This is a genomic window from Flavobacterium ginsenosidimutans, from assembly GCF_037478105.1.
Classification (GTDB): domain Bacteria; phylum Bacteroidota; class Bacteroidia; order Flavobacteriales; family Flavobacteriaceae; genus Flavobacterium; species Flavobacterium ginsenosidimutans.
This window is the reverse complement of the sequence record NZ_CP147988.1, coordinates 637,693-662,602: the sequence shown is the minus strand read 5'-3', so window position 1 is coordinate 662,602 and position 24,910 is coordinate 637,693. Positions and strand designations below refer to the sequence as shown.

General features: G+C 31.0%; 27 protein-coding genes. 4 read left to right on the top strand and 23 right to left on the bottom strand.

Features of this window, described 5'->3' with window-relative positions; all coding sequences use genetic code 11:
- Positions 1–44: 44 nt before the first annotated feature.
- The 5 genes from V6624_RS03140 to V6624_RS03120 all read right to left on the bottom strand — a co-directional run bounded on the left by V6624_RS03140 (position 45) and on the right by V6624_RS03120 (position 4,033).
- On the bottom strand, positions 45–659 hold the full coding sequence (locus V6624_RS03140; RefSeq protein ID WP_162614898.1) for a hypothetical protein: 615 nt from the start codon (positions 657–659) through the stop codon (positions 45–47).
- Between the two features lie 78 nt (positions 660–737).
- Entirely contained in the window at positions 738–1,325 is a 588-nt protein-coding gene (locus V6624_RS03135) for a hypothetical protein (RefSeq protein WP_111283318.1), read from the bottom strand.
- A gap of 148 nt (positions 1,326–1,473) precedes the next feature.
- On the bottom strand, positions 1,474–2,607 hold the full coding sequence (locus V6624_RS03130; protein ID WP_111283316.1) for a PD-(D/E)XK nuclease family protein: 1,134 nt from the start codon (positions 2,605–2,607) through the stop codon (positions 1,474–1,476).
- A gap of 109 nt (positions 2,608–2,716) precedes the next feature.
- Positions 2,717–3,469: a hypothetical protein gene (locus V6624_RS03125; protein ID WP_111283314.1), complete on the bottom strand. Its 753-nt coding sequence runs from the start codon at positions 3,467–3,469 to the stop codon at positions 2,717–2,719.
- A 15-nt stretch (positions 3,470–3,484) separates the two neighbouring features.
- Entirely contained in the window at positions 3,485–4,033 is a 549-nt protein-coding gene (locus V6624_RS03120) for a hypothetical protein (RefSeq protein WP_338840823.1), read from the bottom strand.
- 314 nt (positions 4,034–4,347) lie between these two features.
- Between V6624_RS03120 and prfA the strand changes: the two genes are divergently transcribed.
- Positions 4,348–5,424 (top strand): peptide chain release factor 1, encoded by a 1,077-nt coding sequence (prfA, locus tag V6624_RS03115; protein ID WP_111283310.1) that lies wholly within the window; start codon positions 4,348–4,350, stop codon positions 5,422–5,424.
- 624 nt (positions 5,425–6,048) lie between these two features.
- Here prfA and V6624_RS03110 read toward each other — a convergent pair.
- The 11 genes from V6624_RS03110 to V6624_RS03060 form a co-directional block, all read right to left on the bottom strand.
- Complete coding sequence (locus V6624_RS03110; RefSeq protein ID WP_111283308.1) at positions 6,049–6,426, bottom strand: hypothetical protein; 378 nt, start codon at positions 6,424–6,426, stop codon at positions 6,049–6,051.
- 32 nt (positions 6,427–6,458) lie between these two features.
- Complete coding sequence (locus V6624_RS03105) at positions 6,459–6,818, bottom strand: hypothetical protein (RefSeq protein WP_111283306.1); 360 nt, start codon at positions 6,816–6,818, stop codon at positions 6,459–6,461.
- Positions 6,819–6,864: 46 nt separating this feature from the next.
- Positions 6,865–7,149 (bottom strand): YtxH domain-containing protein, encoded by a 285-nt coding sequence (locus V6624_RS03100; protein WP_111283304.1) that lies wholly within the window; start codon positions 7,147–7,149, stop codon positions 6,865–6,867.
- 58 nt (positions 7,150–7,207) lie between these two features.
- Positions 7,208–7,360: a lmo0937 family membrane protein gene (locus tag V6624_RS03095; RefSeq protein ID WP_109192514.1), complete on the bottom strand. Its 153-nt coding sequence runs from the start codon at positions 7,358–7,360 to the stop codon at positions 7,208–7,210.
- A gap of 36 nt (positions 7,361–7,396) precedes the next feature.
- Positions 7,397–8,038, bottom strand: coding sequence for a porin family protein (locus V6624_RS03090; protein WP_111283302.1), 642 nt, complete (start codon positions 8,036–8,038; stop codon positions 7,397–7,399).
- 36 nt (positions 8,039–8,074) lie between these two features.
- Entirely contained in the window at positions 8,075–8,536 is a 462-nt protein-coding gene (locus tag V6624_RS03085; protein WP_239455554.1) for a DUF4142 domain-containing protein, read from the bottom strand.
- A 242-nt stretch (positions 8,537–8,778) separates the two neighbouring features.
- Positions 8,779–10,563: a CHASE3 domain-containing protein gene (locus V6624_RS03080; protein WP_111283297.1), complete on the bottom strand. Its 1,785-nt coding sequence runs from the start codon at positions 10,561–10,563 to the stop codon at positions 8,779–8,781.
- 10 nt (positions 10,564–10,573) lie between these two features.
- Entirely contained in the window at positions 10,574–11,023 is a 450-nt protein-coding gene (locus V6624_RS03075) for a response regulator (RefSeq protein WP_111283295.1), read from the bottom strand.
- 21 nt (positions 11,024–11,044) lie between these two features.
- Positions 11,045–11,596, bottom strand: a complete 552-nt coding sequence (locus V6624_RS03070; RefSeq protein WP_111283293.1) for a helix-turn-helix domain-containing protein — start codon at positions 11,594–11,596, stop codon at positions 11,045–11,047.
- Between the two features lie 159 nt (positions 11,597–11,755).
- Complete coding sequence (locus tag V6624_RS03065; protein ID WP_008462351.1) at positions 11,756–11,941, bottom strand: CsbD family protein; 186 nt, start codon at positions 11,939–11,941, stop codon at positions 11,756–11,758.
- A gap of 205 nt (positions 11,942–12,146) precedes the next feature.
- Positions 12,147–12,620: a Dps family protein gene (locus V6624_RS03060; RefSeq protein WP_111283291.1), complete on the bottom strand. Its 474-nt coding sequence runs from the start codon at positions 12,618–12,620 to the stop codon at positions 12,147–12,149.
- A gap of 155 nt (positions 12,621–12,775) precedes the next feature.
- Here V6624_RS03060 and V6624_RS03055 point away from each other — a divergent pair, with 155 nt between their 5' ends.
- The 3 genes from V6624_RS03055 to V6624_RS03045 all read left to right on the top strand — a co-directional run bounded on the left by V6624_RS03055 (position 12,776) and on the right by V6624_RS03045 (position 17,047).
- Entirely contained in the window at positions 12,776–14,959 is a 2,184-nt protein-coding gene (locus V6624_RS03055) for a DUF5723 family protein (RefSeq protein WP_338840818.1), read from the top strand.
- A 111-nt stretch (positions 14,960–15,070) separates the two neighbouring features.
- Positions 15,071–15,892 (top strand): orotidine-5'-phosphate decarboxylase, encoded by an 822-nt coding sequence (pyrF, locus tag V6624_RS03050; protein ID WP_338840817.1) that lies wholly within the window; start codon positions 15,071–15,073, stop codon positions 15,890–15,892.
- A gap of 354 nt (positions 15,893–16,246) precedes the next feature.
- Positions 16,247–17,047, top strand: a complete 801-nt coding sequence (locus tag V6624_RS03045) for a helical backbone metal receptor (RefSeq protein WP_338840816.1) — start codon at positions 16,247–16,249, stop codon at positions 17,045–17,047.
- A 1,026-nt stretch (positions 17,048–18,073) separates the two neighbouring features.
- Here V6624_RS03045 and purU read toward each other — a convergent pair.
- The 7 genes from purU to V6624_RS03010 all read right to left on the bottom strand — a co-directional run bounded on the left by purU (position 18,074) and on the right by V6624_RS03010 (position 24,746).
- Positions 18,074–18,928: a formyltetrahydrofolate deformylase gene (gene purU / locus V6624_RS03040; protein ID WP_111283283.1), complete on the bottom strand. Its 855-nt coding sequence runs from the start codon at positions 18,926–18,928 to the stop codon at positions 18,074–18,076.
- Positions 18,929–19,045: 117 nt separating this feature from the next.
- Positions 19,046–19,765 carry a DUF4197 domain-containing protein gene (locus V6624_RS03035; protein ID WP_111283281.1) on the bottom strand — a complete coding sequence of 240 codons (720 nt, stop codon included), beginning with the start codon at positions 19,763–19,765 and terminating at the stop codon, positions 19,046–19,048.
- Between the two features lie 171 nt (positions 19,766–19,936).
- Positions 19,937–20,359, bottom strand: coding sequence for a cytochrome c oxidase assembly factor Coa1 family protein (locus V6624_RS03030; RefSeq protein WP_111283279.1), 423 nt, complete (start codon positions 20,357–20,359; stop codon positions 19,937–19,939).
- A 129-nt stretch (positions 20,360–20,488) separates the two neighbouring features.
- Positions 20,489–21,367 (bottom strand): hypothetical protein, encoded by an 879-nt coding sequence (locus V6624_RS03025; protein ID WP_162614896.1) that lies wholly within the window; start codon positions 21,365–21,367, stop codon positions 20,489–20,491.
- Between the two features lie 155 nt (positions 21,368–21,522).
- Positions 21,523–22,392, bottom strand: a complete 870-nt coding sequence (locus V6624_RS03020) for a hypothetical protein (protein WP_111283275.1) — start codon at positions 22,390–22,392, stop codon at positions 21,523–21,525.
- Positions 22,393–22,649: 257 nt separating this feature from the next.
- Positions 22,650–22,991: a hypothetical protein gene (locus tag V6624_RS03015; RefSeq protein ID WP_111283273.1), complete on the bottom strand. Its 342-nt coding sequence runs from the start codon at positions 22,989–22,991 to the stop codon at positions 22,650–22,652.
- Positions 22,992–23,183: 192 nt separating this feature from the next.
- Positions 23,184–24,746 carry a L,D-transpeptidase family protein gene (locus V6624_RS03010; protein WP_338840815.1) on the bottom strand — a complete coding sequence of 521 codons (1,563 nt, stop codon included), beginning with the start codon at positions 24,744–24,746 and terminating at the stop codon, positions 23,184–23,186.
- Positions 24,747–24,910 lie beyond the last annotated feature (164 nt).

Genomic DNA, 24,910 nt, shown 5'->3' with positions numbered 1-24,910 from the left:
GAATTGTGGAGTTGGTCTGGTTGAATACTTTGTGTAGCAGGGAATCATGGTTTAGAAAATTCAATTTTATCATTAATTAGATCTATTTTTCCTTCATATGTGGTATTTCTTAAGATAAGTTTTGGCAAGCCATTCATTGAATATCCATTTTTAAAATATTTTTTGAGGGATAAATATAAGACTACATTTTCAGGATTTACATCTTCGATATTTTTAGGAAAATTTTCTATTGATTTATTTTCAGATATATAACAAACATAATTTACAAATTTTGATTCTGAGGCGTGCCCATTCCCAGAATTAAAATTTTGAAATTTAAAGAAACCTGAGGTACTTGCTTTTTCAATTTTTATAAGAGGTACAAAGATTTCTTTTGGAAGTTTATCTGATATTTCTTGATAGCTTGAAAATGGAGTTGGAGATCGTAGACTAAACTTTAAAATTATATCATCAGATTTTATTCTATTCTTTTCCTGATAAAATGTATAGAAAGAAAATATAATAAAAATGGAACATACAAATAACAAAATCTTACCTTTTCCATTTAGTTTTTTATTGTTTTTTCCTTTTTTAATATCATAAAATGTTGGAATTGCCCCAATTATGAGACTTAATGTAATATTTATAATTTCCTTATAGTCAAATAAAAACTCTGTCATGTATTGTGTTTTTATGATTTGTATTATGTTCTGCTGTTTTGGGCGCGGATGCAAATCTACTCTAACGGGATAAATTCATCAAATTGAGTCAGCAATTTTATTTATTCTGGCAAAGCAATCTTTCTCTGTTTTTAAAGATAAAACGTAGAGCGAAAATCCTATCAAAATTGAAAGAATGGAAAGAGCAGTAAAAACAATGGTAAAATGAAAATAAATCTCAAAAAGAATATTAGTCAAACCACTAAACATAAACCCTCCCGCAAGATTCCAACGCATTAAGTACAGTTGTGTATGCCTCTCAATAAATTGATCGTGAAGCACCCTCTTTTTTTCGAATATTTTAATTTCTTTTTCAAAGCTAATTTCAAAAGGCGGTTTATTATTTTCATGGTCATAAGACGAGAATAGCTTTTTCTTTAACCAAATTTCTAGTTTAGTATATTCAAAAATAAAATACATTATTGAAAATACTAAATGTCCAATTGTAAAAGCAATGATAGTTGAACTAATTGCCCAATATGGAATTGTCTTTATGTATTTAAAAGTACTTGCTGTGTTAAATAAATAATCAAGATATGCTAGGTCGATAACAACTATAAAACCTGTTAAGAAATATATAAATAAATCTCTTGAAAGATGACTAAATATTTTACTTAATTCTGCCATAATGGGTTGTTGGATAATTTATTTGTTTAGATAGATTTATATTATGCTTCTGATATTGAATTTATTGAATATGTGTTGCTATCACGAGCAATCTACTTGTGCTTATTTTATGTTAATCAGTAAGATGCGTGCGTTAAATATGATGTAATTACATTTCTAAACCTTTTGTTTTTGATAAAATGTTTTCTATTTCTATTTTAAAAATATTCCTCATTTCACCATTTTGAATTGCAATCATAGCATCTTTATTCCAAGAATTATATTTAGGAAAATCATTCCAGACCCAGTTTTTATTATTCCCTTTAAATCGTCCTTTTAATATTTCGAATGTTTCATCTTTTCGATCGTCTCGATTTATATGTGTCAATCCAATAATTGAATTTCTCAATCCGCGAGCTTCAAATTCCAAGGCTATTTTAAAAAATTTCCATTCTGGATTTGTAATTTGAAATCCTGCCCAAGATGTATTAACTCTGTCGTATTCTTCAGATTCATTGACTAGATTAAGTTCTTTGCATAAATCATTTAACTGCGCTAACAAAATTTTATTAATCAAATGATTTTTGACATCATTTAATCTTTCTCCAATTGTAAAAGTCGCTTCAATATTGTCGTTTTGACTTAAAAGTTCAATGATTTCATTATTCATTTTAGAAAGTGAAGTATTATTTGTTAAATATTTTAAGTGATTGATGTATTGTATTAAAGTTTCTCTTATAACTGGATTTTTAGCGGAAATCTCTACACATCTTTCTAACCAGTTTATTATAGTATGGCTATACGAAACTGTTGTGTAATTAGAATCTTGTGCACTATTTTCAGAGGCTTCATCTCCAAATAATGTTAAGTAAAAGAGTTTATAATTTGCGAAGTTATTTTTTGCATATGTTTCATATCTCTTTAATTGTTTTTTTTGATCATTAGCATAAATTTTATTTTCGATTATAAGACATTGATTACTGTTCTTAATTAGAATATCAATTCTTCCTAGCTCTCCAGTTGAAAATTCAGGAATTACTTTTATGTCTTCGAGGGAAAAATGATAATCTTCAGATAATAAATTTTCTCTTTTTAAAACTTTAAGAAATGCTATTAAAAATTTATTACCAAAACTATGAGATGAATTATTGCTTAAAAGCTCTGTTAAAATTGCTGAATGTGTTACTTCGTAATGATTAACCCCACAAATTCTAAAAATATTAAATCTCTCTTCTGATGATAAGTCAGAAATCTCCTTTTGATATTTATTTATGATTTTTATTTTATCTAATAGTTGTAGCATTTTCTTCTATTATGAAATTGTTTTTTTAAGATGCTTAAAGGAATGAGACATTTGCGATATTGAGGAAGAGAGCTCTTGTTTAGTATAAATGTAATTTTAGCTCGATAATTTAAAATCTTTTAAGTTTTTCTTCCTTTTCAATTTTTCTTCTATCATCTTCCATCATTTGCATGTTTTCCATATTGAACTTGATTTTTTTATTTTCTCTTATGTAAATGTCGAAATCGAATATTTCTATTCTATCATTAATTACAGTTTCACAATATTTATTGATTTTAAAATCAAAAGTTAACATTGCTCGGATTTTATTTTCCTCAGAAGCAAAAAAATACTGAGATAATGAATTATGATATTTTTTTAATTTTGGATCTTTACAATTATTTGGAGTTTTCTTTTCTTCTGACTTAAATCCCTTTCCTTTATATTTTTCAAGAATAATATCAGTATAATTTTTATTTAAGCTTGCCCTTATAAAATATAATTTATCGTTATAGAATTTTAGTAAAACATTTTTAATAACAATATTATCAGTTTCATAACTAGGGATAAATATTACTTCTGTAGAATCATTTACTGAGGCAACTTCTAAATTATACCAACTTTTTACATTATTATAGTCTGGTTTTAATCTATAAGGAAGTGTTCCTCCTGAGTATTTTTCATTAAGATCTTCATAATTAACTACTTTATTTTGATATTCATTTAAGTCTTCTATTATTGTCATATATGACGAATATGAAGGTAATATCGATTCTAGATCAGATGTTTTTGTAGAATTTATTTCAAAGTCGCCAATTCTCGTCGGGCAATCTTGTGCATTTAAATTGATTCCAATTAAAATTATGAATAGAAAATATTTCATAAATCTTTTTTTAAATTATTTAATCTCCTTCAACATTGTAAGCAATTCAGGAATTTTCCCTACTTGTGTTTCTGTCCAGAAATAATTTTCATAATCTGTAATACCATTATCTTTAAGATATATTGACATTCTTCTTAAAGCATTTTGAATTTTAAAACTAAACATTATTTCTTTTGAATTAAAAATGTATGTTGTTGATTGGTTTTTTTCGGTTTTATCTTTCAGATTTGGAATAACATATTGTTCAATAAACAATATAAATTCGTCGACTTCATTTAAATCAATCCATGAAGATTTGAAATCATTATTTCCGTGGTATTTTAGAGTCATATCCACTTGTAATGATTTTATTTTTCTGTTGGATTTTAAATCAATTACTTCAATTGGAAAGAAAGAAACTATTTCATCAAGTCCGGACTTAAATTCTGCTTTTGTATTCCAATCTTTATTTACTTGGGTGATTTCTGCATTTTCAATAAACTTACGTGTTTCAGAACCATTTCCCTGAGAATAATTTTGCATTATTACAAAGAGTAACAAGAATATGCTAAACAGTTTTTTCATTTTTTTAGTTGTGGTTGTTAGTTAGTTTTCAAAACTAAGAACATAAAAGCTAAATACATTACGGAAAACCGTAAAGTGTTTTATGAAAAACAAAGCCCTAGCCCTGATAGAAGCGGCATCCTTTTTAGGCAAACGAAAAAGAACTTATTAAACCTTAAACTTTCCGCCTAAAAAGATATAGCGGATAGCAGGAAATAGCTCCTAAAAATCATTACAATTCCACTAAATATTCAACTTAAATTCCCTAAAAAATGAACACTAGAATTTTCGATAAAAATTTTGTAATTTTGCCGTCCAATAAAAGGAATTAGAAAATGTTAGATAGACTTCAATATGTAAAGCAGCGTTTCGATGAGATTTCGGATTTGATTATTCAGCCGGATGTTATTTCTGATCAAAAACGTTATAAGCAGCTTAACCAAGAATATAAAGGGATAAAAGCGCTTGTTGAAAAGAGAGAAGAGTACATCATAATTTTAGCAAACATCGAAGAAGCAAACGAAATTATTGCTGACGGAAGCGATGCTGAAATGGTGGAAATGGCCAAAATGCAATTGGATGAAGCAAAAGAACGTCTGCCAGAATTGGAGGAGGAAATCAAATTTATGCTTATTCCTAAAGATCCTGAAGATGCGAAAAACGTAATGGTGGAGATCCGCGCCGGAACGGGTGGGGACGAAGCGAGTATTTTTGCTGGTGACTTGTTTAGAATGTACACGAAATATTGCGAATCTATGGGATGGAGATCATCTGTTGTAGATATGAACGAGGGTACTTCTGGAGGTTTCAAAGAGGTTATTTTTGAGGTTACTGGAGAAGATGTATACGGAACTTTGAAGTTTGAAGCGGGTGTTCACCGTGTACAGCGTGTTCCGCAGACAGAAACTCAAGGACGTGTGCATACATCGGCTGCAACGGTTATGGTTTTGCCAGAAGCTGAGGAGTTTGATGTTCAGGTAGATATGAACGATGTTCGTGTAGATTTCTTCTGTTCGTCTGGACCTGGAGGACAATCGGTAAATACTACGAAATCGGCTGTACGTTTAACGCACATTCCAACAGGTTTGGTGGCGCAATGTCAGGATGAGAAATCGCAGCACAAGAATAAAGATAAAGCTTTAATGGTATTACGTTCTCGTTTGTACGAAATGGAATTGGCTAAAAAGCAGGAAGAAGATGCTAAAAAACGAAGTTCTCAGGTAAGTTCTGGAGACCGTTCGGCAAAAATCCGTACGTATAACTATGCGCAAGGTCGTGTAACCGATCACCGTATTGGTTTAACGCTTTACGATCTAGGAAATATCATGAATGGTGATATTCAGAAAATCGTTTCTGAGCTTCAGTTGGTTAATAATATGGAGAAATTGAAGGAAGCTTCGGAAGTTTACTAACGTAAACTTCTTAGATGCTAAGATACTAAGTTGCTAAGGTTCTAAGTTTTTTCTCTTTGAACATATTTTTTGAGATGCTAAGACTCTGAGATGCTAAGGTTCTAAGTTTTCTCTTTGAGCATAAAAATAAATATATTTAAGCCGAACTTTGTTCGGCTTTTTTTGTGTAAAAAAATACCAAAGATTGGAAAAAGCTTAGAATCTTAGCAACTTAGTACCTTAGCATCTCAAAAAAAAAATATAGCCAGCGAGTTTCAACCGCTGGAATGCAATATATTGTTATCGTACATAGGTTCAGAGGTACAAAGATGCAAAGGTTCAGAGGTTTTTCTCTGACGTTATAAAATAAAAAAGCTGAACTAAAAGTTCAGCTTTTTTTTACTATTTAGATAAAGAGAGAAAACTTAGAACCTTAGCATCTTAGAATCTCAGTATCTTAAAAAAAATATATCGAAGGTCTTATCTTCATTAACCGTTTCCCCAATAACGTATAATGAAAGTTAGATACCTAGAAATAATCGTGTGTATTCAAAACATTTATATAGATTCGAGTAAACGTAGACACCATTTTTTATTACTATTTCGCTTAGCTTTTCCATAATAATTAAATTTAAGTTTGACAAATTACTCTCTAGACGGTTCGTATTGTGATGATTCTTCTTCGTTTTCAGAAGAATCATGATGAGGTTTCGAAACCAAGTTTGTTACAATAAGCTGAACGATTGAACCTAAAACACCTTTAAACATCGAGTCGCCTTTTCCGACGATGAATCTTTTTGCCAGATAACCAATTCCGATACTAATTGCCGATTGTGCCAAATGGCTTTTAAAACCAACAGTTTCGTTGATTTCTTCAACTGTATTTCGAATTAGGTTAATAGGCTTTAGATTTTCCTTAATGTCCTCTATATGGTCTTTTATGGCGCACCATTCGGTATCTTGGCGAATTTCTACTTCCTTAATTTTTTGATTTAATTGATCAATAGTGTAAATAGCCTCCATAACTAGTCTTTTTATAGGTATTAATAATCAAATCAGTTTTGTGTTTCTTTTAGAATACTTGAAATAATGGTATTACCAATAGGCGTTTTTATCAATTTATGATGTGATTTTACCACAACGATTACGACAATCAAATAGAATAGCGCCATGATAAAAAAGCCATAGTAATACTCTCCAAGTTCTTTTCCAATCCATAAGCTGATCCCTATATTTAGAAACAAAGTGAAAAATGCAACAACAATACCGATTGCAATCTTTGATGCTAATGATGAAACACCATCAGCCACTGAACATACTGTTTTCAGTTTTAATAATTCTAAACTTGTTTTCGCGTAGTTTTCAGCTTTTTCGTAAAGATTTAAATCTTCGTTTGTTGTTGCATTTGGTTCCATGAGATAAGGTTTTATGGTTTGAAAATTTCACTATTTAATACAGGGATTAATAGTTTGATTTTACTGTTTTAACATCGTCTTTTAGGGTATTGTAATCCTCTTTAACTTGGTTAAGTTTAGATTTTCCTTCTTCGATAATTTCTTTACCGTTTGAAGTGATTGTGTTTACAATGCCATCAAGTTTAGATTTTAGATTATCTGAGTAATCTTTCGATTTATCTTTGATTTTTTTTCTTGTGTTAGAACCTTTGTCTGGTGCAAATAAAACACCTATGAATGCTCCCGCCGCTGCGGCTCCTAAAATTCCTAAAATTGTGCTACTAGTTTTCATAATGAATAATTTATGGATTAATATTTAATAATTTGTTGATTTAATAATAGTGTGATTTTTAAATTTCTCGACCTTTAATTAGTCGAAGCAATACTGCGATAATGGCAATTACTAACAGAATATGGATAATGCTTCCGAAACTGTAAACAAAGAACCCTAAAGCCCAGAGAATTACCAGAATCACTGCGATTGTATATAATAAGTTAGACATGGTTTTTATTTTAGTGGTTAATAATCAATTTCTTGTTTAGTTTAACTTGTAAGAAAGATATAATGAAAGGTTGCTGTTTTTTGCATCTGGAAATGTAAAAGTTGTTCCCGCAACAGTTCTTTCTTTCCCAACAGTAGTTAAACCGTAATTGTAACGTAATCCGATGCTGATTGGGTTAAAATCGACTCCAACACCAGCAGAAAGACCTGCGTCAAATCTAGCTAGATCGTCGGCATCAATTTCTTCGTCAAAATCAAAAGTTCCGTCCCCGCTTACTTTAGAACTTACTAAGTAGGAAGCATAACCACCGGCGTGAATGTTAAAGTTTTTGGTTACATTTACTCTCACTAAAAGCGGTACTTCGATATAATTCAGTCTAAATTTTGTATTCCCCGATGCAAAAGCGTTGTTATATTCTAATTCTGAACCTTTTGTGGTAAATAAAATCTCTGGCTGAATAGCTACAAAGTCTGAAATAGGAAGAGTAGCATAAACCCCGGCATTAAATCCGTATAAAACATTTTCATCGTCGGCTTCACTTTGATATAAATTCGACATATTAAATCCCCCCTTTACACCAAACTCGGTGTTCACATTATTGTCCTGAGCGTGCAGCATTCCAAATGAAGCTGATAAAAAAAGTGTTAAGGCGCATAAAAAATTGGCTTGTAATTTCATAGTAAAAAATTTAGTTAATAGATAGATAATAGGCGTTTATTCATTTTGTTTTTTTACTCTTTCGGTTTCCCTTAAAAGCTTGTATTCTTCAGGTAAATATCTAAGAACGAGTTCCAGTGTTTCTTTGTCGTTTGTTTCTCTGGAAATTTTCTCAAGTAACTCAATCTGGTCACAAATCGCATCTGTCATTGCGTCAAGATAGATATTGTTAAATTCGTTTCTGTTTGCGTCAAGTATATTGTATAAATCTCTTTTGTGCGTGGCGTTGATTTCAGTAATGACAATGAGCTTAGATGTGGCCATCTTGGTTACTTCTTCTAGTAATTGGCTTTGCTGAATTTCTATTCTTTTTGCCAATTCCTTAACGATAACATCTGAACTTTTTTGTTGTGCAATTTGACTTTTAGAAATAATAGATTTACTAACATTCGCCGTTGAAATAAAAAAGAAAACTTCTGTCTCTTCTCTGTCATTTTTTGCAAAAGCTTGATTCTTCAAAGTATTTTCAATCGGATTAATTTTTCTGCAAGATGCGATGCATAGTATTAAAAGGAATGAAAAAAGAACTTTAAAAATTGAAGCTTTTAATGGGGGGATTGCTTTCATTGTTACTTCCTAAAGTATTACATTACAAAGATGGCAACGAATGAAAGATTTTACTTTACAGCATAAAAAATAAACGTTATATAATTCCCATAATGGATTTATATAACGTTTTTTATGTAGTTTTTTAATGAAGTTTAATCAGGAAGAAACACTGTAAACACTGAGCCTTTGCCCAAAGTGCTGTCTGCAGTAATATGACCTTTATGGTTCTCGACAATCTTTTTACAAATCGCTAATCCAATTCCAGTTCCAGGATAATCTGTTTTAGAATGAAGACGCTGAAACAGAATAAAAATAGTTTCTTTAAACTGAGGATCAAACCCCATTCCGTTATCGGTAAATGTAATTTTATGAAACTTCTTTATCGACTGTTCTAATATTTTTGGATAATCGGCAGAAATTACTTTTTCACTTGAAATTATAATCTCCGGTTCAAGATTGGGCTGACTGTATTTTAATGAATTTCCAATTAAATTGATAAAAAGCTGTTCAATTTGATATGGAATAACGGAAAGCTTCGGAAGCTTATTTGTTTTAATAACGGCTTTCTTTTCTTCAATTATCTCAGCTAATTCTGATTCGGCATTATCCAAAAGTTCGTTAAGATTAACTTTAATGAATTCTTTCTTTGTGGTATTGGTTCTCGAAAATAAAAGAAGATCATCGATTAAAACGCGCATTCTTTTTGCCGAAGTTTCGATTTTGCTAATATAATTTTTAGCACTTTCAGACATAACAGCTTTGTCGGCATCTGAAACTCTCGAAATGAAAGTCTGGATTTTTCGAAGCGGTTCCTGCAAATCGTGACTAGCCACATGGTTGAAAGAAGCCAATTCTTTATTGCTTTTTTCCAGTTCTTTATTTCGTTCCTGAAGTTCAATATTAAGAAGATGCTCGTCTGTAATGTCAAAATTAATTCCGAGCAAAATTTTACTTCCTTGTTGGTCTGTTAATAATTTACCGATGGTTTTAAAATAACGAACCTCAAAATCTGGACGTACAATTTTATAATAAACAAACGGAAGGTTTTTCTTTTCTACAATTCCGTCTATTGCTTTAGCAACAGATTCTTTGTCGTCTGGGTGAACGTATTTTAAAAGTGTTGCTCTATTTGGCGCAAAAGATTTTGGCTCAAGGCCTAACAAACGAAATTGATTGTCTGAAAAATCGATTTTATCAGAATCCAAATCCCATTGCCAAGTGCTGAATTTACCAATATTTTCAGATTCAGAAATTAAACCGCTTGAGATTAAAAGTTTTTTATTGAATACTTTCAATCGTTCAAAATCACGGCTGATTTGGCGGTAAGCCAATAAAATAAAACTCAATGCAACTAAGAATAAAGAAATCGAAAAAAGCGGACTTAACGAGATTTCGTCATCGTAAATTTTAAGTCTTTTTTTGAGATATTCTTTTTCAATATCATTCATTTCGTCTACCTTAAAACGGATATTTTCCATTAGGATTCTTCCGCCAAACATATGATTGTCGAGTTTTCTTTTGTCGTATGTTTTTGGATCGCTGTATTTTAAACAGTTTTCAAAAGAAACAAAACGTTGTGTAATGAGTTTGAAAAGTTTCTGAAGATTTTTCTGCTGTGGTTCATTGTCAGCAGTTAATTTTTTTAAGGTAATAAAGGACGTATTTACCTTGTCGCGAGAATAAATATAAGGCGTTAAAAAACGGGCATTGCGAGTGATGATGTACCCTCGCTGGCCCGTTTCTGCATCTTTAATAGCCGACATTAATCGTTCGAGCTGGATGTTGATTTCGTATGTATGCATAACCAGTTTACTCGATTCGTTCAAGTCCTGATTATGTTTGTAAGCAATTGAAGAAAGAAATAACAGAATGAAAACTGCGATTACAAAAATAACTCTCAATGAGTTTGAAGAATTAAAATTTGGTATCCATTTCATTGGTATGCTCTTATTTTAGTCGCAGCAAGAAATTATCACGGTTTAACCCAGAGGTATGATAGTGCCAGTTTACGGTCACGACTTCATTAATTATTTTTTTAAGCGTATTGAAATCGCTCGGTTTTTTAATGTAAATATTTGCACCCTGGATAAATGTATCTTCAATGTCTTCTTCAGAAGAAGAAGTAGAATAGATGGCAATGATTATATCTTTTAAATGATCCGTTTTTTTGATTTCAATCAAACATTCTTTACCTGTTTTTTTAGGCATGTTCAAATCTAGAAACAAAATATCTGGAAGTTTATTGTCTTGGTTCATTAAATGATCCATCAACTGCATTCCATCATGAACGAAATTTACATTTGTCTGTATTTTGATCTCTTCAAAAGCGTCTTTAAAAAAAAGACGGTCATCTTCATCATCATCGGCAAGTAAAATGTGTAATGCGTTTTTTTGCATTTGAATTTGGTATTTGGGTTTTTATTTTAAATTTTCTCTTCGTTTCTTAATAATCCTCTGAAAAGCAGAAGGAGTAATTCCAGTCGTGTTTTTAAACTGCGTACTTAAATGCGCAACACTTGAGTAATTTAGTAAAAAAGCAATTTCTGTCAAACTCATTTCATTGATAATAATCAATTGTTTTGCTCTTTCAATTTTCTGTAAAATAATAAAGTTTTCAATAGAAGAATAAGTTACTTCTGAGAAAACATTTGATAAATAGCCATAACTGTGATTTAGCTTTTCTGCCAAAAACACAGAACTTTTGTAATTATTGTTGTCGTCCATAAATACAAGCTCGATAATCGCGTCTTTTATTTTTTGGACTAATACACTTTTTTGATTCTCAACTACTTCAAAACCGCATGGAGCCAATTTAGTTTTTAAATTTTCCAATGCTTCGGCATCAAGATTGTCTTCAATCTCAATTTCTCCAAATCCTAGAGTCGTAAAATTTACGTTGTTTTCTTCTAAGTTTTGTTTTAAATATAGAGAGCAAATAGTGTTGATGTCGAACTTTATAAATAGTTTCATTTTATGGAAATTTGGTTAAAGATACTTATTTTATTTGGTGTTTTTGCTTTTAAATGATAGAGAATTACACGGAAATGTGATTTTAAAATAAATTTTTCAAAAAAATACCGTCTAATATTTTTTCACTAGACGGTATTTCCCTGATTGAGTTTCAAGGATTTACAATTCTGACAGGATTTGATGAAATTCCTCTTTTGTTTTTCCCAGTTTTTGCTGAAGTCTTCCATACATTTCGTCTTCTTTTCCTTCAGCAAACATCAAATCGTCATCTGTTAATTCAGCATATTTTTGCTTCAACTTTCCTTTCAACTCGTTCCAGTTTCCTTTTATTTCAGTAGTATTCATAATCGTTTTTCTTTGTATTTGTTATATTGTAAAATTGCAAATTATCAGTCAGCTTTGTGTTACATTAATTTTTATGACTGTTGCATAATTTTCATTTCAATTAAAAATTAAGAATTAAGAATTAAAGATTAAGAATTAAAGATTAAGAATTAAAGATTAACAATTAAAGATTAACAATTAACAATTAACAATTAACAATTAACAATTAAACCTGATATCTTCTGAGAATCCAAGCCATTTTTTCGTGTTCTTGCAGTAAGCCAGTCACAAAATCAGCAGATCCAATGTCGTTAGTTTCGTTTTCAAAAACAGGAATATAGCCTCTAAATTCGGTTACCAATTGCTCATGGTTTTCTAAAAGTTCTGATAACATATTTTTTTGAGAAGCATATTCTTTTGGAGATTCTTTCAATGTCGAATTATCAATAAACTCTTTCATTGTTCCAATTGTTTTTTCTCCCAATTGATTGATGCGTTCCGCAACTTCATCAATATTAGCTTCCAGAATACGATATTGCTCTTCAAACAATTTATGCAGTTCCATGAAGCTATTTCCAGAAATATTCCAGTGAAATTTTCTGGTTTTTACATACAATGTCATTTCGTTTGATAAAATCGTGGCTAAAATTGAGGCACTCTTTTTTAAATTTTTCGGTGTAATTCCAATATGTGGGATCATAATTATCTGTGTATTAAGTTGTTCTCAAATATACCTTTGCGAGCTCTTTTTTTTCTTACATAATTCATCAAAGAAGTTACATGAATTCAATGTTTTCTTAACTGTTTTAGCATTTAATTGTTGTAGTTTTGCGCGCAACTAAAACTAAATTTTTAATGAGAAAACATTTACCAATTTTATTTTTTTTAATTATTTCTTTTACCGCCAAGGCACAATCTTATTTAGGTTATTTTCATGATAACTATGCGGGAGTTCAAAGCGTTTTATTCAATCCAGCTTCTATTGCAGATTCACGTTTTAAAACAGATATTAATTTGTTTTCGATTAGTGGTGCGGTAGAAAATGACTTGTATGGCGTTAAATTATTTGATGTTTACAAAGACGGATACGATTTTGAAAGCCAGTCAAAAGTATCTCCAAAAAATGCTAACAACGGATTGGCAAATTTTGATATTATGGGACCGTCTTTTATGTTTAATATTGCGCCAAAACATTCTTTGGCTGTTTTTACAAGAGCAAGATCTGTTTCTAACATCAAAAAAATTAACGGTTATCTTATAGATCAGGTAAAAGATGGATTAGATCAGTCTGAAAATTTTAATTACAATTTAGGAAATCCAAACGGAGCATCTCATTCTTGGGGCGAACTTGGAATTTCGTATGCTGCTGTTTTATTTCAAAAAGACCAACACTTTTTAAAAGGAGGTTTAACTGCCAAATATCTTCAAGGTGGTGTAAATGCCTATGTGCATGGAAATAATGTTAACGTTTCTTATGTTGAAAACACTGTAAATCCAAAACAAGGAGCTTTGATCTCAAATGGTGAAGTTACTGTTGGAGGAAGTCAAGATTGGGAAAAAAATGACGATTACGAATTTGATGCAAATTCACGCGGATTTGGTTTTGATTTTGGATTGGTGTACGAATGGAGACCAGATTATGATCAATACGATCTTAGTAGAGCAAAACCAGCTGATAATAATTTTAGAGATTTAAATAAATATAAATTACGTTTCGGTTTATCTGTAACGGATATTGGATCTATCAATTATAAAAACTCAAAAGTTGATACTTATAATGTAAACGGAGTTGTTACACAGCAAATGATTGATGATGCGGAAGATTTATACGATTTCTTAAATGAGCATTATACTAAAATTTCAACTTCAAAAGGAGTAAAAACAAATTTGCCAACTGCTATTCGCGCAGATGCAGATTGGAATATGTACAACAAATTCTATTTAAATCTTAACGGAGATATTAATCTGGTTTCGGATAGTAAATTAAATGGTTACGGAATTGCTGACCGAGTTACATTGACACCGCGTTACGAAAGCAGATGGTTTAGTTTTTATTTGCCAATGACATATATGGAATACAGCGGAATGCAAGCTGGAGCAGGTTTACGTGCGGGAGTTTTCTTCATAGGTTCTGGTTCAATTTTGAGCAATTTGGTGTCTAAAGAATCAAAAGGTGCTGATTTTCACCTTGGAATGAAAATTCCAGTTTATGAAAAACAATTTAAAGATACAGACGGAGATGGTGTAATTGATAAAGAAGATGCTTGTAGAAAAGTTGCTGGTCCAGCTGAAAATGGCGGTTGCCCTTGGTCAGACACAGATAAAGACGGTGTTTTTGATAAAGATGATGCTTGTATTGATGTTGCAGGACCAAAAGAAAATAAAGGTTGTCCTTGGAAAGATAGTGACGGAGATACTTTATTAGATAATGTAGATGCGTGTCCAACTGTTGCAGGTCCTGTTGAAAATAAAGGTTGCCCATGGCCAGATACTGACGGAGACGGAGTTTTGGATAAAGACGATGCATGTCCGAAAGAAGCAGGTTCAGCAGAAAATAAAGGATGTCCAGATTTAGATGCAGATAAAGACGGCGTTTTAGACAAAGATGATGCATGCCCAACAGTTGCTGGTCCAGCAGAAAATAAAGGCTGTCCAAAAGTGACTAAAGAAACTTTAGCGCAGTTAAAAGTAGAAGCAAGATCTATTTTCTTTACAACTGGAAAAGCGACTTTAAGCGATGCTAAAAAAGGAGAAACTTCAGGAAGATTAGACGCAATCAAAGAAATTTTAAAGAACTATCCAAACGCTAAATTTGCTGTTAACGGACATACAGATAATGTTGGAAATGCAAAAGCAAACCAAAAATTATCTGAAGCTAGAGCAAAAGCAGTAATGGATCTTTTGATTGAAAAAGGTGTAAATCCTGCGAATTTAACTTCTAATGGTTACGGTTCGTCAAAACCTGTAAAATCAAATAAAACAGCTGCAGGAAGAGCAGAAAACAGAAGAACTGAAATTGTTTATTTAGGCAATTTATAAGCTCTGCTGAATATAAAAGTAAAAAGCCATTCTTAATTGAGTGGCTTTTTTTATTTTTGCATACTTTTTAAAAAGAATTAATTCTTTGAATAGAAGAACTAAAAATACAATATGACAACACAACAACTACACGAACAAATTCTTCAAAAAAAATCATTTTTATGCGTTGGTTTAGATCCAGATCTTGCTAAAATGCCACAGCATCTATTAGAAACCGAAGATCCGATTTTCGAATTCAATAAAGCAATAATTGACGCTACTCATGATTTAACTGTAGGATACAAACCAAATACTGCTTTTTTTGAAGCTTATGGAATAAAAGGATGGATGTCTTTGCAGAAAACAATCAATTACATCAACGAAAATTATCCTGAAATTTTCACAATTGCTGATGCTAAACGTGGCGATATTGGAAATACTTCTAGCATGTATGCAAAAGCTTTTTTTGAAGATTTGAATTTTGATAGTGTAACTGTTGCTCCATATATGGGAAAAGATTCTGTTGAGCCTTTCCTTGCATTTGAAAACAAACACACAATCATGTTGGCTTTAACTTCGAATGAAGGAGCTTTCGATTTTCAGACTTTAAATACCAACGGAAAAGAATTGTACAAACAAGTTCTAGAAACTTCTAAAACTTGGAAAAACAGCGAAAACTTAATGTACGTTGTTGGTGCTACAAAAGCAGAATATTTTACTGAAATTAGAAAAATTGTTCCAGATAGTTTCTTGTTAGTTCCTGGAATTGGCGCTCAAGGCGGAAGTTTATCTGAAGTGTGCAAATATGGAATGAACGATAAAATTGGTCTTTTGGTCAATTCAGCAAGAGCCATTATCTACGCCTCAAAAGGAACCGATTTTGCTGAAAAGGCGAGAGAAGAGGCTTTGAAAGTGCAGAAAGAAATGGCTGAGATTATTGGTTCTAAGTTTTAGGTTTAAAGTAATTTTGAACATAATTTTTTACCGCAAAGCGCACAAAGAAATTATATGCAGTTTTGTAAAAGTTTTTTAAGTTCTCAAAGTAGGGTGTAAGCTTTACTTTTTTTTTAAAGTTAACTTTGAGTGTAATTTTAACGCAAAGTGTGCTAAGGTTTTTCGCAAAGTGCACAAAGAAATTATATACAGTGTTTTAAAAGTTTTTTTTAAGTTCTCAAAGAGGAAATTTTATTTTAAGCTTTGAGAACTTTAAAAAATCTTAAACTCAACACCAAGCATAAACTTCTGCGAACTTTGCGAAAAAACTTTGCGCGCTTTGCGTTAAATTCCACACTCCAACAAACCTCAAACATGAAACAAATAAAAGACCAGCTTGGCAAAGTTCATGCTTTTGAAACTGCTCCAAAGCGTATTATTTCGCTAGTTCCATCACAAACCGAATTATTATATGATTTAGGTTTGGAAGAAAAAATCATCGGAATAACGAAGTTCTGTGTACATCCGTTTCATTTTAAATCGACTAAAAAGATTGTTGGCGGAACAAAGAAAATTCACTTCGAAAAAATAAAACTTCTTGAACCAGATATTATTATTTGCAATAAAGAAGAAAATACGCAAGAGATTGTAGAACAATTAAGTACAATCTGTCCAGTTTGGGTTACGAATATTGTTTCTATCGAAGACAATTTCCAGATGATTTCAGATTTCGGACAATTATTCAATTGTAGAACTGAAGCGCAAAAGTGGAACAACAAATTGGCTTTCGCCTTGAGCGATTTCAAAAATTATATAAAAGATATAAAAGAAAAGAAAGCCGCTTATTTCATTTGGAAAGATCCTTACATGGTTGCAGGAAATGATACTTATATAAATGAATTGCTAAAACTGAATCATTTTAAAAATATCTACGAAGACAAAGGCCGCTATCCTGAAATTGAATTAAAGAAAATGCGTTTAGAAGGCGATCCAGATCTTGTTTTTCTTTCTTCGGAACCATATCCGTTTAAAGAAGAAGATGCTTTCGAAATTGGAAGATTTACACATCACGCCAAAACAATTTTTGTTGATGGAGAAATGTTTTCTTGGCATGGTAGCCGATTGATTAAAGCTTTCGAGTATTTTAAATTACTTCATGAAAGATTAAAGAATTAGGTTTCTTTTGTTTCAAATTTCAGGTTTCAAGTTTGTTGGAAGATTAACCGCAAAGAGCGCTAAGATTTACGCAAAGTTCGCAAAGTTTTTTACACAAAGCTTTGCGAACTTTGCGTTTTATGTAAGTTTGGTATATTAAAAACTTGCGTGCTTTGCGGTTAAATTATGTTCAAAGAATGGCCAACGTGAAACAAGGAAAACGTGAAACATGAAACAATTTAATACAAAAAAAGAATGCCGGCATCTCGAAGACGTCGGCATTATTTAACTAACCAAAACCAAAATAATAAATAACCAGTTTATTACATTACAAAGGTCAGACATATATCGATGTTATGCTGTTAAGATCTTGTTATTACTTTGTTGGATATAAGTTAATGTTCAAAAGATTGTGTTTTTTTAACTCCAAAGAGCGTTAAGTTTTAGGCTAAGTTTGCAAAGTTTTTTATACAGAGCTTTGTGAACTTTACGTTTTATACAAACCCTCTTGAGTAAAAAAACTTTACAATTTTTGCGGTTAAATTAACCGTAAAGTAAGACAGCTTGAAACCTGAAACTTGAAACAAAATAAACCAAACTTTCACAAAAAAAGAATGCCGGCATCTCGAAGACGCCGGCATCATTTAACTAACCAAAACCAAAATAATAAATAACCAGTTTATTACATTACAAAGGTCAGACATATATAGATGTTATGCTGTTAAGGTTTTGTTATTACTTTGTTGACCATAAGTTAAGATTTTTAAATCGCTGTTTTGAGCTTTTAGTAGTGTTAAATAATTTTTTATTATTAAAATTTAATGACAATCAATTTTGTTTATGAATATGATAAAGATTGTTTTGTGTGTTTGCTAAAGTGTTAAAAATCAGTATCATGAAATTAGTCGAAAAATTAACAATTGCTGTTTTTTTTAGCTTCTAAGTTATTGATTTATAAGTGTTTTTTTGTGCAGTATAAAAAGTAAACCCGACAGATTTTTAAAACCTGTCGGGTTTGTTATGTCTTAAGAATAGAACTTAGAACCTTTAAGAAAAAACCACTGTCTTATTACTATAAACCATCGTTTTTCTTTCTGCATGCAGTTTAATGGCTCTAGCTAAAACGATACGCTCCAAATCACGTCCTTTCATGATGAAATCTTCTACGGAGTGAATATGAGAAACTCTCGCAATATCTTGTTCGATAATTGGACCTTCGTCTAATTCTTCTGTTACGTAATGACTTGTTGCACCAATGATTTTTACACCGCGTTTAAAAGCCGAATGATACGGTTTTGCACCTGGAAAAGCAGGTAAAAACGAGTGGTGAATATTGATGATTTTATTTTCGTAAAGCGAAATCAGTTTTGGGGTAACAATTTGCATGTAACGCGCCAAAACGATAAAATTGATTTTATATCTTTTTAATAATTCAATTTGTCTTGCTTCGCCTTCTTCTTTGTTTTCTTTTGTGAAAGGAACAAAATGAAACGGAATATCAAAACGTTCTGCAATAGATCTCAAATCATTGTGATTGCTAATAATTACCGGAATTTCCACATTCAATTCACCTGCGCTGTATCTTCCTAAAATGTCAAATAAACAGTGATCGTACTTAGAAACGAACAATGCCAATTTTGGTTTTTGTTCCTGATTGTACAGATCCCAAGACATGCCAAATTTAGATGCTAGCGTTTTATCAAAATCTTCTTTAAAGCTTTCAATTGTAATATCACTACCTTCAAATTCGCATTCTAGTCGCATAAAAAATACATTTTGCTCTACATCAACATGCTGGTCAATATAAGTAATATTTCCGCCTACTTTAGCAATAAAAGTAGTCACTGAAGCAATAATATTCTTTTGATCTTTACAGTGAATGAGTATGGTAATTTTTTGCATTTCGGTCTTTTTAGTTTAATCGGTTAATCGTTAGATTTGTTTAATCGCAATCTCTTCAGTTTTAAAAAAAAAACTTTGATTCTTTGCAACTCTGTTCTTTAGAACCTTTAGAAAAAATTATTTCCCATCCTGCATAGCAAAAACGCTTTTCAACAAAGGCGTTGTTCTTGCAGAAATATTATTTCGGATTTCTTTTTCTTCTACGGCAATCATTTTAAAAACGCCAGATAAAGCTTGGTTTGTTGTATAATCAGTTAAATCTGGATTTACTTTTTTCACTAATGGAATAGTGTTGTATTTTGTTATAATTTTTGTCCATACAGCGTCAGCTCCAACTTTTTCGAATGAGCTTTTAATTACAGGATTAAATTTTCCGTACAAAGCAGTTGTTGTGCTTCCTTGTAAATAAGTTGTTGCAGCGCTGTCATTTCCTAAAAGAATATTTTTAGCATCTGTAAACGACATATTTTTTACAGCCGAAACGAAAATTGGAGTTGCTTCTTTTACAGCATCTTCAGCGGCGCGGTTCAGCATTTTAATTCCCTCGTCTGCAAGCGAACTTAAACCTACTTTTCTTAAAGTTGCATCAACTTTTTGTAATTCTTCAGGCAATAGAATTTTTACGGCTTCATTTTTATAAAAACCATCTACCGCGGTTAATTTACTCACTTGTTCTGTAATTCCTTTATTCAAAGCTTCTTTTAATCCAGAAGCAATATCAACAGTTCCTGTGCCTGGAATCTGAGAGGCTATTTGAGGCAATTGATTTAAGGTCTGTTGTACCTGTGCACAAGACGTTAGAGAAAATGTAACGGCTAATAATAAAATCTTTTTCATTTTGGGGTTTTTATTTAAGTTTCAAAAATACTACTTATTCAAAAACAAAGCCACAAATTTATTAAGTGTGAAGAAAGATTTTGTTTGATAATTAACAACAATTTATTATTCGTTATTATAGCCTTAAAATATTAGAAAAGAATAAAAAATGGTAGGTCAAAATTGCAAATTCTATTTTTTAAGAAGGTCAATTTTTTCATTTGTTTTTTCAATATAAACAGACATTTCGCTGTATTTCCATTTTCCTCTTTTTTCGCCTACAACAAAGAGCGTTCCTTTGCCTTTCGGCCCTTTTATTGGAATTTGTACATCGCAGGTTCTAACATCGTTAGTAGAAGTAATATTTCCAGAAACCATTCCGTCAGTTTCTATAGGAGATCCTAGTTTTTCAACCACGATTTTATTGTTTTGTACGGCTGTTATCGATTCTTTATAAGCATCAGAATCTTTTATTATGGAAGTGACTTCAAAGAAAATTCCAGCTATAAATAAGGCAAATAAAACTAAAAGACTTAAACATCCTGTAGGAACAAACCATTTCCAGTTTCTATTCCACCAGCTTTTTCTTTGTATTAACTCATTTGAATCTTCCATAAATTGGTTTTAGGTTAAAAGATAAAGCTAAAATAAGAATAAATTTTATTGATATTCAGTGTTTTATGGTAAAAAAAATCACCTTATAGAATTTTCTATAAGGTGATTTTTTAAAATTGTTATTAAGTCTTAACGATTACTAAAAGCAATTTCTTCTAAAGCTTTTGGATTACTAATAGCTTTGGTAACTTCTTGTTTTTTCATTCCATCATTATCTCCTGTTCCAGTGCTTAAAGTAAGTTCTTTTGGCATTATTGGTTTTTTGTTGAAGATTGTTGCAAATAAAAGTGCTCCTTGCATATAACCGCCATCGTTTAAAAGGTGTAAGGTGTTTTCACCATAGCGAAGATTGTCTTTATTGGCTACTAAATAGTTATAACTATTTTTGCCGTTATAAGCATCATTTACAGCATCACCAACTCTTAACAAACCAGCATTTTTTGTTGCTTTAGCCACTTCGCCTGCATTATTACGCATGATGGCATAAAGCTCTTTGTAGTCAGAATCAGTAAACGGAGCTGGAGACATTCCTTCGTAAATATAAATAGCTGCATCTGGGCTGTTCTTGTGTATTTTTTCTACAATCATTTCCACGTTAGCTTTATATTTATCTGGTTCTCCACCAGCAACTGGTGTTGATTCCTGAATGACTACATAATCGTAATAATTTCCATCTTTATCGACTTTGGCAAAATTTTGTTCTGCTTCTTTTTTATGATCATCATAAATTTTATCAATTGAAACTCCCATTGTAACCAATTGATCAATATTCATAGGTTGATTATTTGCCTTGCAGATTTCTCCAAATAAAATTGGAGCACTTACGAAAAACTCTGTATGGCTATTTCCAATAAATAAAATTCTTGGGCTACCTTCAGCTTTTGGTGCTTTTGGTCTTTCGGCTGTTTCTTCTGTAGTAGTTTGACTTTCTGCCGTAGCCGATTTGTCTTTGCAAGAAGTAAAAAGAATTGCTGCAATACCTAAAAGTAAAATGTGTTTTTTCATCATGATTTAATTAAAAAGATTTGCAAATTTCTTCTTAATTAAAAAAAAAGAAAAGCCTCAAAAAGTTTTAAAACTAACACTTTAAGACAAAAAATAATGTTGAAATTTTAATTGAGTTTAGGTTAAAAAATAAATCGTAAAAGATTTTTTTAGATAATTTATCTATTACTAAAAGCAATTTCTTCTAAAGCTTTCGGGTTACTGATTGCTTTCGTAACCTCTTGTTTTCTCATATTATCATTATCTCCCGTTCCTGTGCTCAAAATAAGTTTTTTAGGGATAATTGGTTTTTCATCAAAGATCGTAGCATATAATAAAACAGCTTGTAAAAAACCGCCATCATTTATAAGATACAGGGTATTTTTGCCATCACGAAGATTATCTTTGTTATTTGTTAAATATATATAACCATTTTTACCTTGATATGCATCTTTAACAGCATCGCCAACTTTTAGCAATCCTGCATTTTTAATAAATGCTGCAGCTAAAATGGCATTTTTTCGTAGTTCTTTATAATAACTATCGTATTCTGAATTTTTATAAGATAAGGGAGGAATATTTTGATAGACATAGATTGCAGCATCTGGACTATTTTTATGGATTTTTTCTGCAAATAATTTCAAATTATCTCTATACATCGAAAGATTTGTTAATGCAATTGGAGTGGATTCCTGAAGAATTACATAATCATAATAATTTCCGTCTTTATCTATGTTGGAAAAATTTTGGTTAGCTTCTGTTTTATTTGTGTAATAAACCTTATCAAGAGAAACTCCCATTGTTATTAATTGCTGCACATTTACATTTTTATTATTTGCATTGCATAACTCTTGAAATAACGTTGGGATGCTTACATAATATTCTGTGTGACTATTTCCTATAAACAATATACGCGGAGGGCCTACAGCTTTTGGCGCTTTTGGTTTGATAATTTCACCAGAAGTAATTGAATTCATTGATGTATGATTATTACACGAAACGAGAAGAATAGATATAATAATACTTAAATATGTAATCTGTTTTTTCATTGAACTTTTGTTAAAAAAAGATTTTGCAAATCTCTTTTTAACGTATTATCCTATTAGCCCCAAAAGGGTTTTTAAATAGCAGTTTAGGACAAAAAAAATCACCTTATAATAGTATATAAGATGATTTTAAATTTTGAGCTTAAATAAATGCACAATCAATAGCATTTGTTTTTAGGATGTAGGGTTTCTCCTTGCTTTGATGACTTTTCGTTTTATTTTTAGCATGTAAATTTAGATTTAAGGGACAAAAAAGGCGTCTAAACGTACTGTAAACAGTATAAATTGGGATTATAAATTGGATTAATCTGCTTTAGATTGGCTAATATATTCTGAGTGCAATCTTTGCCGCCAATTGTCAAATAAAATAAAGATTTTGAAATGTAAGACGGCCTTAGTGGAAGCGATCGCCAGCCAAGTGCTATATTTTTAAGAAAATGTTTTAATGCATATTTATACGTTTTTTCGTCAGGACGAATAAAATAAATAGTATAACTTTTAATTTTTGTCATCAGATTTGGAAACATAACAAATCTTCCGCCTTGTTGTATCAATAAATTTATTTCAAATAATGATAAACCTTCTATATTTTCTGTTTTCATGATCTATTGTTTTTTTACTTAATTATTAGTGGTAGTATTATGATGCAAAGTTGCGACAGAAGTTAAAATATAAAAGGACCTAAAAGTTTAAAAATTAATAATTTAAGACATTTTTTTAGTTGTAGATATAACTAAAAAAGAGAGAATCTGCCAGAAATTGACAAATTCTCTCTAAAATTTATTAGAATTATATTATTGAGCTACAACTGCAGTTTCTGTTATTTGTTTATCGTTTTCATAAACATCTTGGAAGAAACCAATTTCACCATTTTCATTTACTAAAGATGTAAAATAAGTAATATAAATTGGTACTTTTTTAGACAGTTTAAAACTGCTTTCTACTTTTCCTTCCATCGCTTTATCGATTTTTTCTTTAGTCCATTCTGGATAATCTTTCAACATGGCAACAGCCAATTCTTTAGCCATTTTTACATTAATACAACCGTGGCTGAAAGTTCTTTTTTCAAAATCAAACAAAGTTTTAGATGGCGTATCGTGCATATAAATATCATCTGGATTTGGAAACATAAATTTCACCAATCCTAAAGAATTATCTGGACCTGGTTTTTGTCTTACTTGTCCGTTAACCATTTCCATGTTTTTCTCTGCTAGATAATTTGGATCTGCCGCGATTTTAGATTTCAACTCATTTTGCACAATACTTTGAGGTACTGTCCAATAAGGGCTGAAAACGATTCGGTCAATTTCTCCATTAAAAATGGTTGTTTTTGTTAAAGGCGCTCCAACAAATACAGGCGAAGTCAATTGAACTTTTCCATTTTTAACATAAATCATTTCATAAGAAGGAACGTTTACCAAAACATATTCATCGCTGGCAGCAATCTGAGCAGCAATAGCTCGGCATCTTTCCATATTAAGTTTTAAAGTCGCAACTTTATCCTCAAGCGGAATATTCATTTCATTGATGTGTTCTTCTGCCAAAATATAATTTGGTTTAAAACCATTACGAACTTTATATTTCATTACAGCGTCCATCAATTCACGATCGTAAACATCGCTTTTAGAATCTGTTTTTAAATCGCCTAACAAATACAAACGAGTTCTAACTTGTGCAATAGTGCTAGAAACTGCATCTGGACGCAACTCTTTATAAGGAGATTCTGCCGGAACAATAGGTTTATATTTGCTTGATTTTTCTAATCTTTTGTATTTTTTTAGAGCATCTTGCAATTTGTAATATTGGTCAAATTCTACTTTTTCATTTGTTGCAGCTACTGTTGTTTCTTGTTCTTCTAACGTGCTGTAGTTTAAAAAGTCTTTTAGCATATCATTATAAGATAGCTTTTTCTTGTCGGAATTACTTTTTTTAGCGTATACAACATACAATGAACTTAAAAGCATATCGGCATCAGTTTGAGAAAGAGTGCTTTTATCTGATGAAGAACTAAATAATTGGTCAATTTCTTTTTGATATGGAATTACCAAATCATTTGTTTTTTTTGCTTTTTCATACAAAGCAGATCCAAACTCACTGATTTCGTTTTCATCAAACCAAATAGTTCCAAGAGTTCTGTTTTTGTACAAAGACATGACATCAGACTTATATTTTTTCAAATCCGAATACCTTTTAAAGAAGTCGTTTGAAATTTCGTTTACATCATCTGAATCATTGTGGTAAACAATTGTGTTGTTTGAAGTTTTTGTATATGTAGTATTAGTGCTTTCAAATTTACTAAAAGAAAATACAAAAAAACTCAAACCTAAAATTACGGTGAATGAATAAAATGTTCTCATTTTTTTAATTTTTACGTTATTACTTTTCAAGGGAAGTTGTTGGTAAAAATTTGGGGCTTTTCTACAATGCTAAATTACTATCAGTGTACTCAAAACATGTTTCCTGATTTTATTTAAATGTTGCGAAATTGCCATGTCTTTAAGCTTTCTTTAACTTATATCAA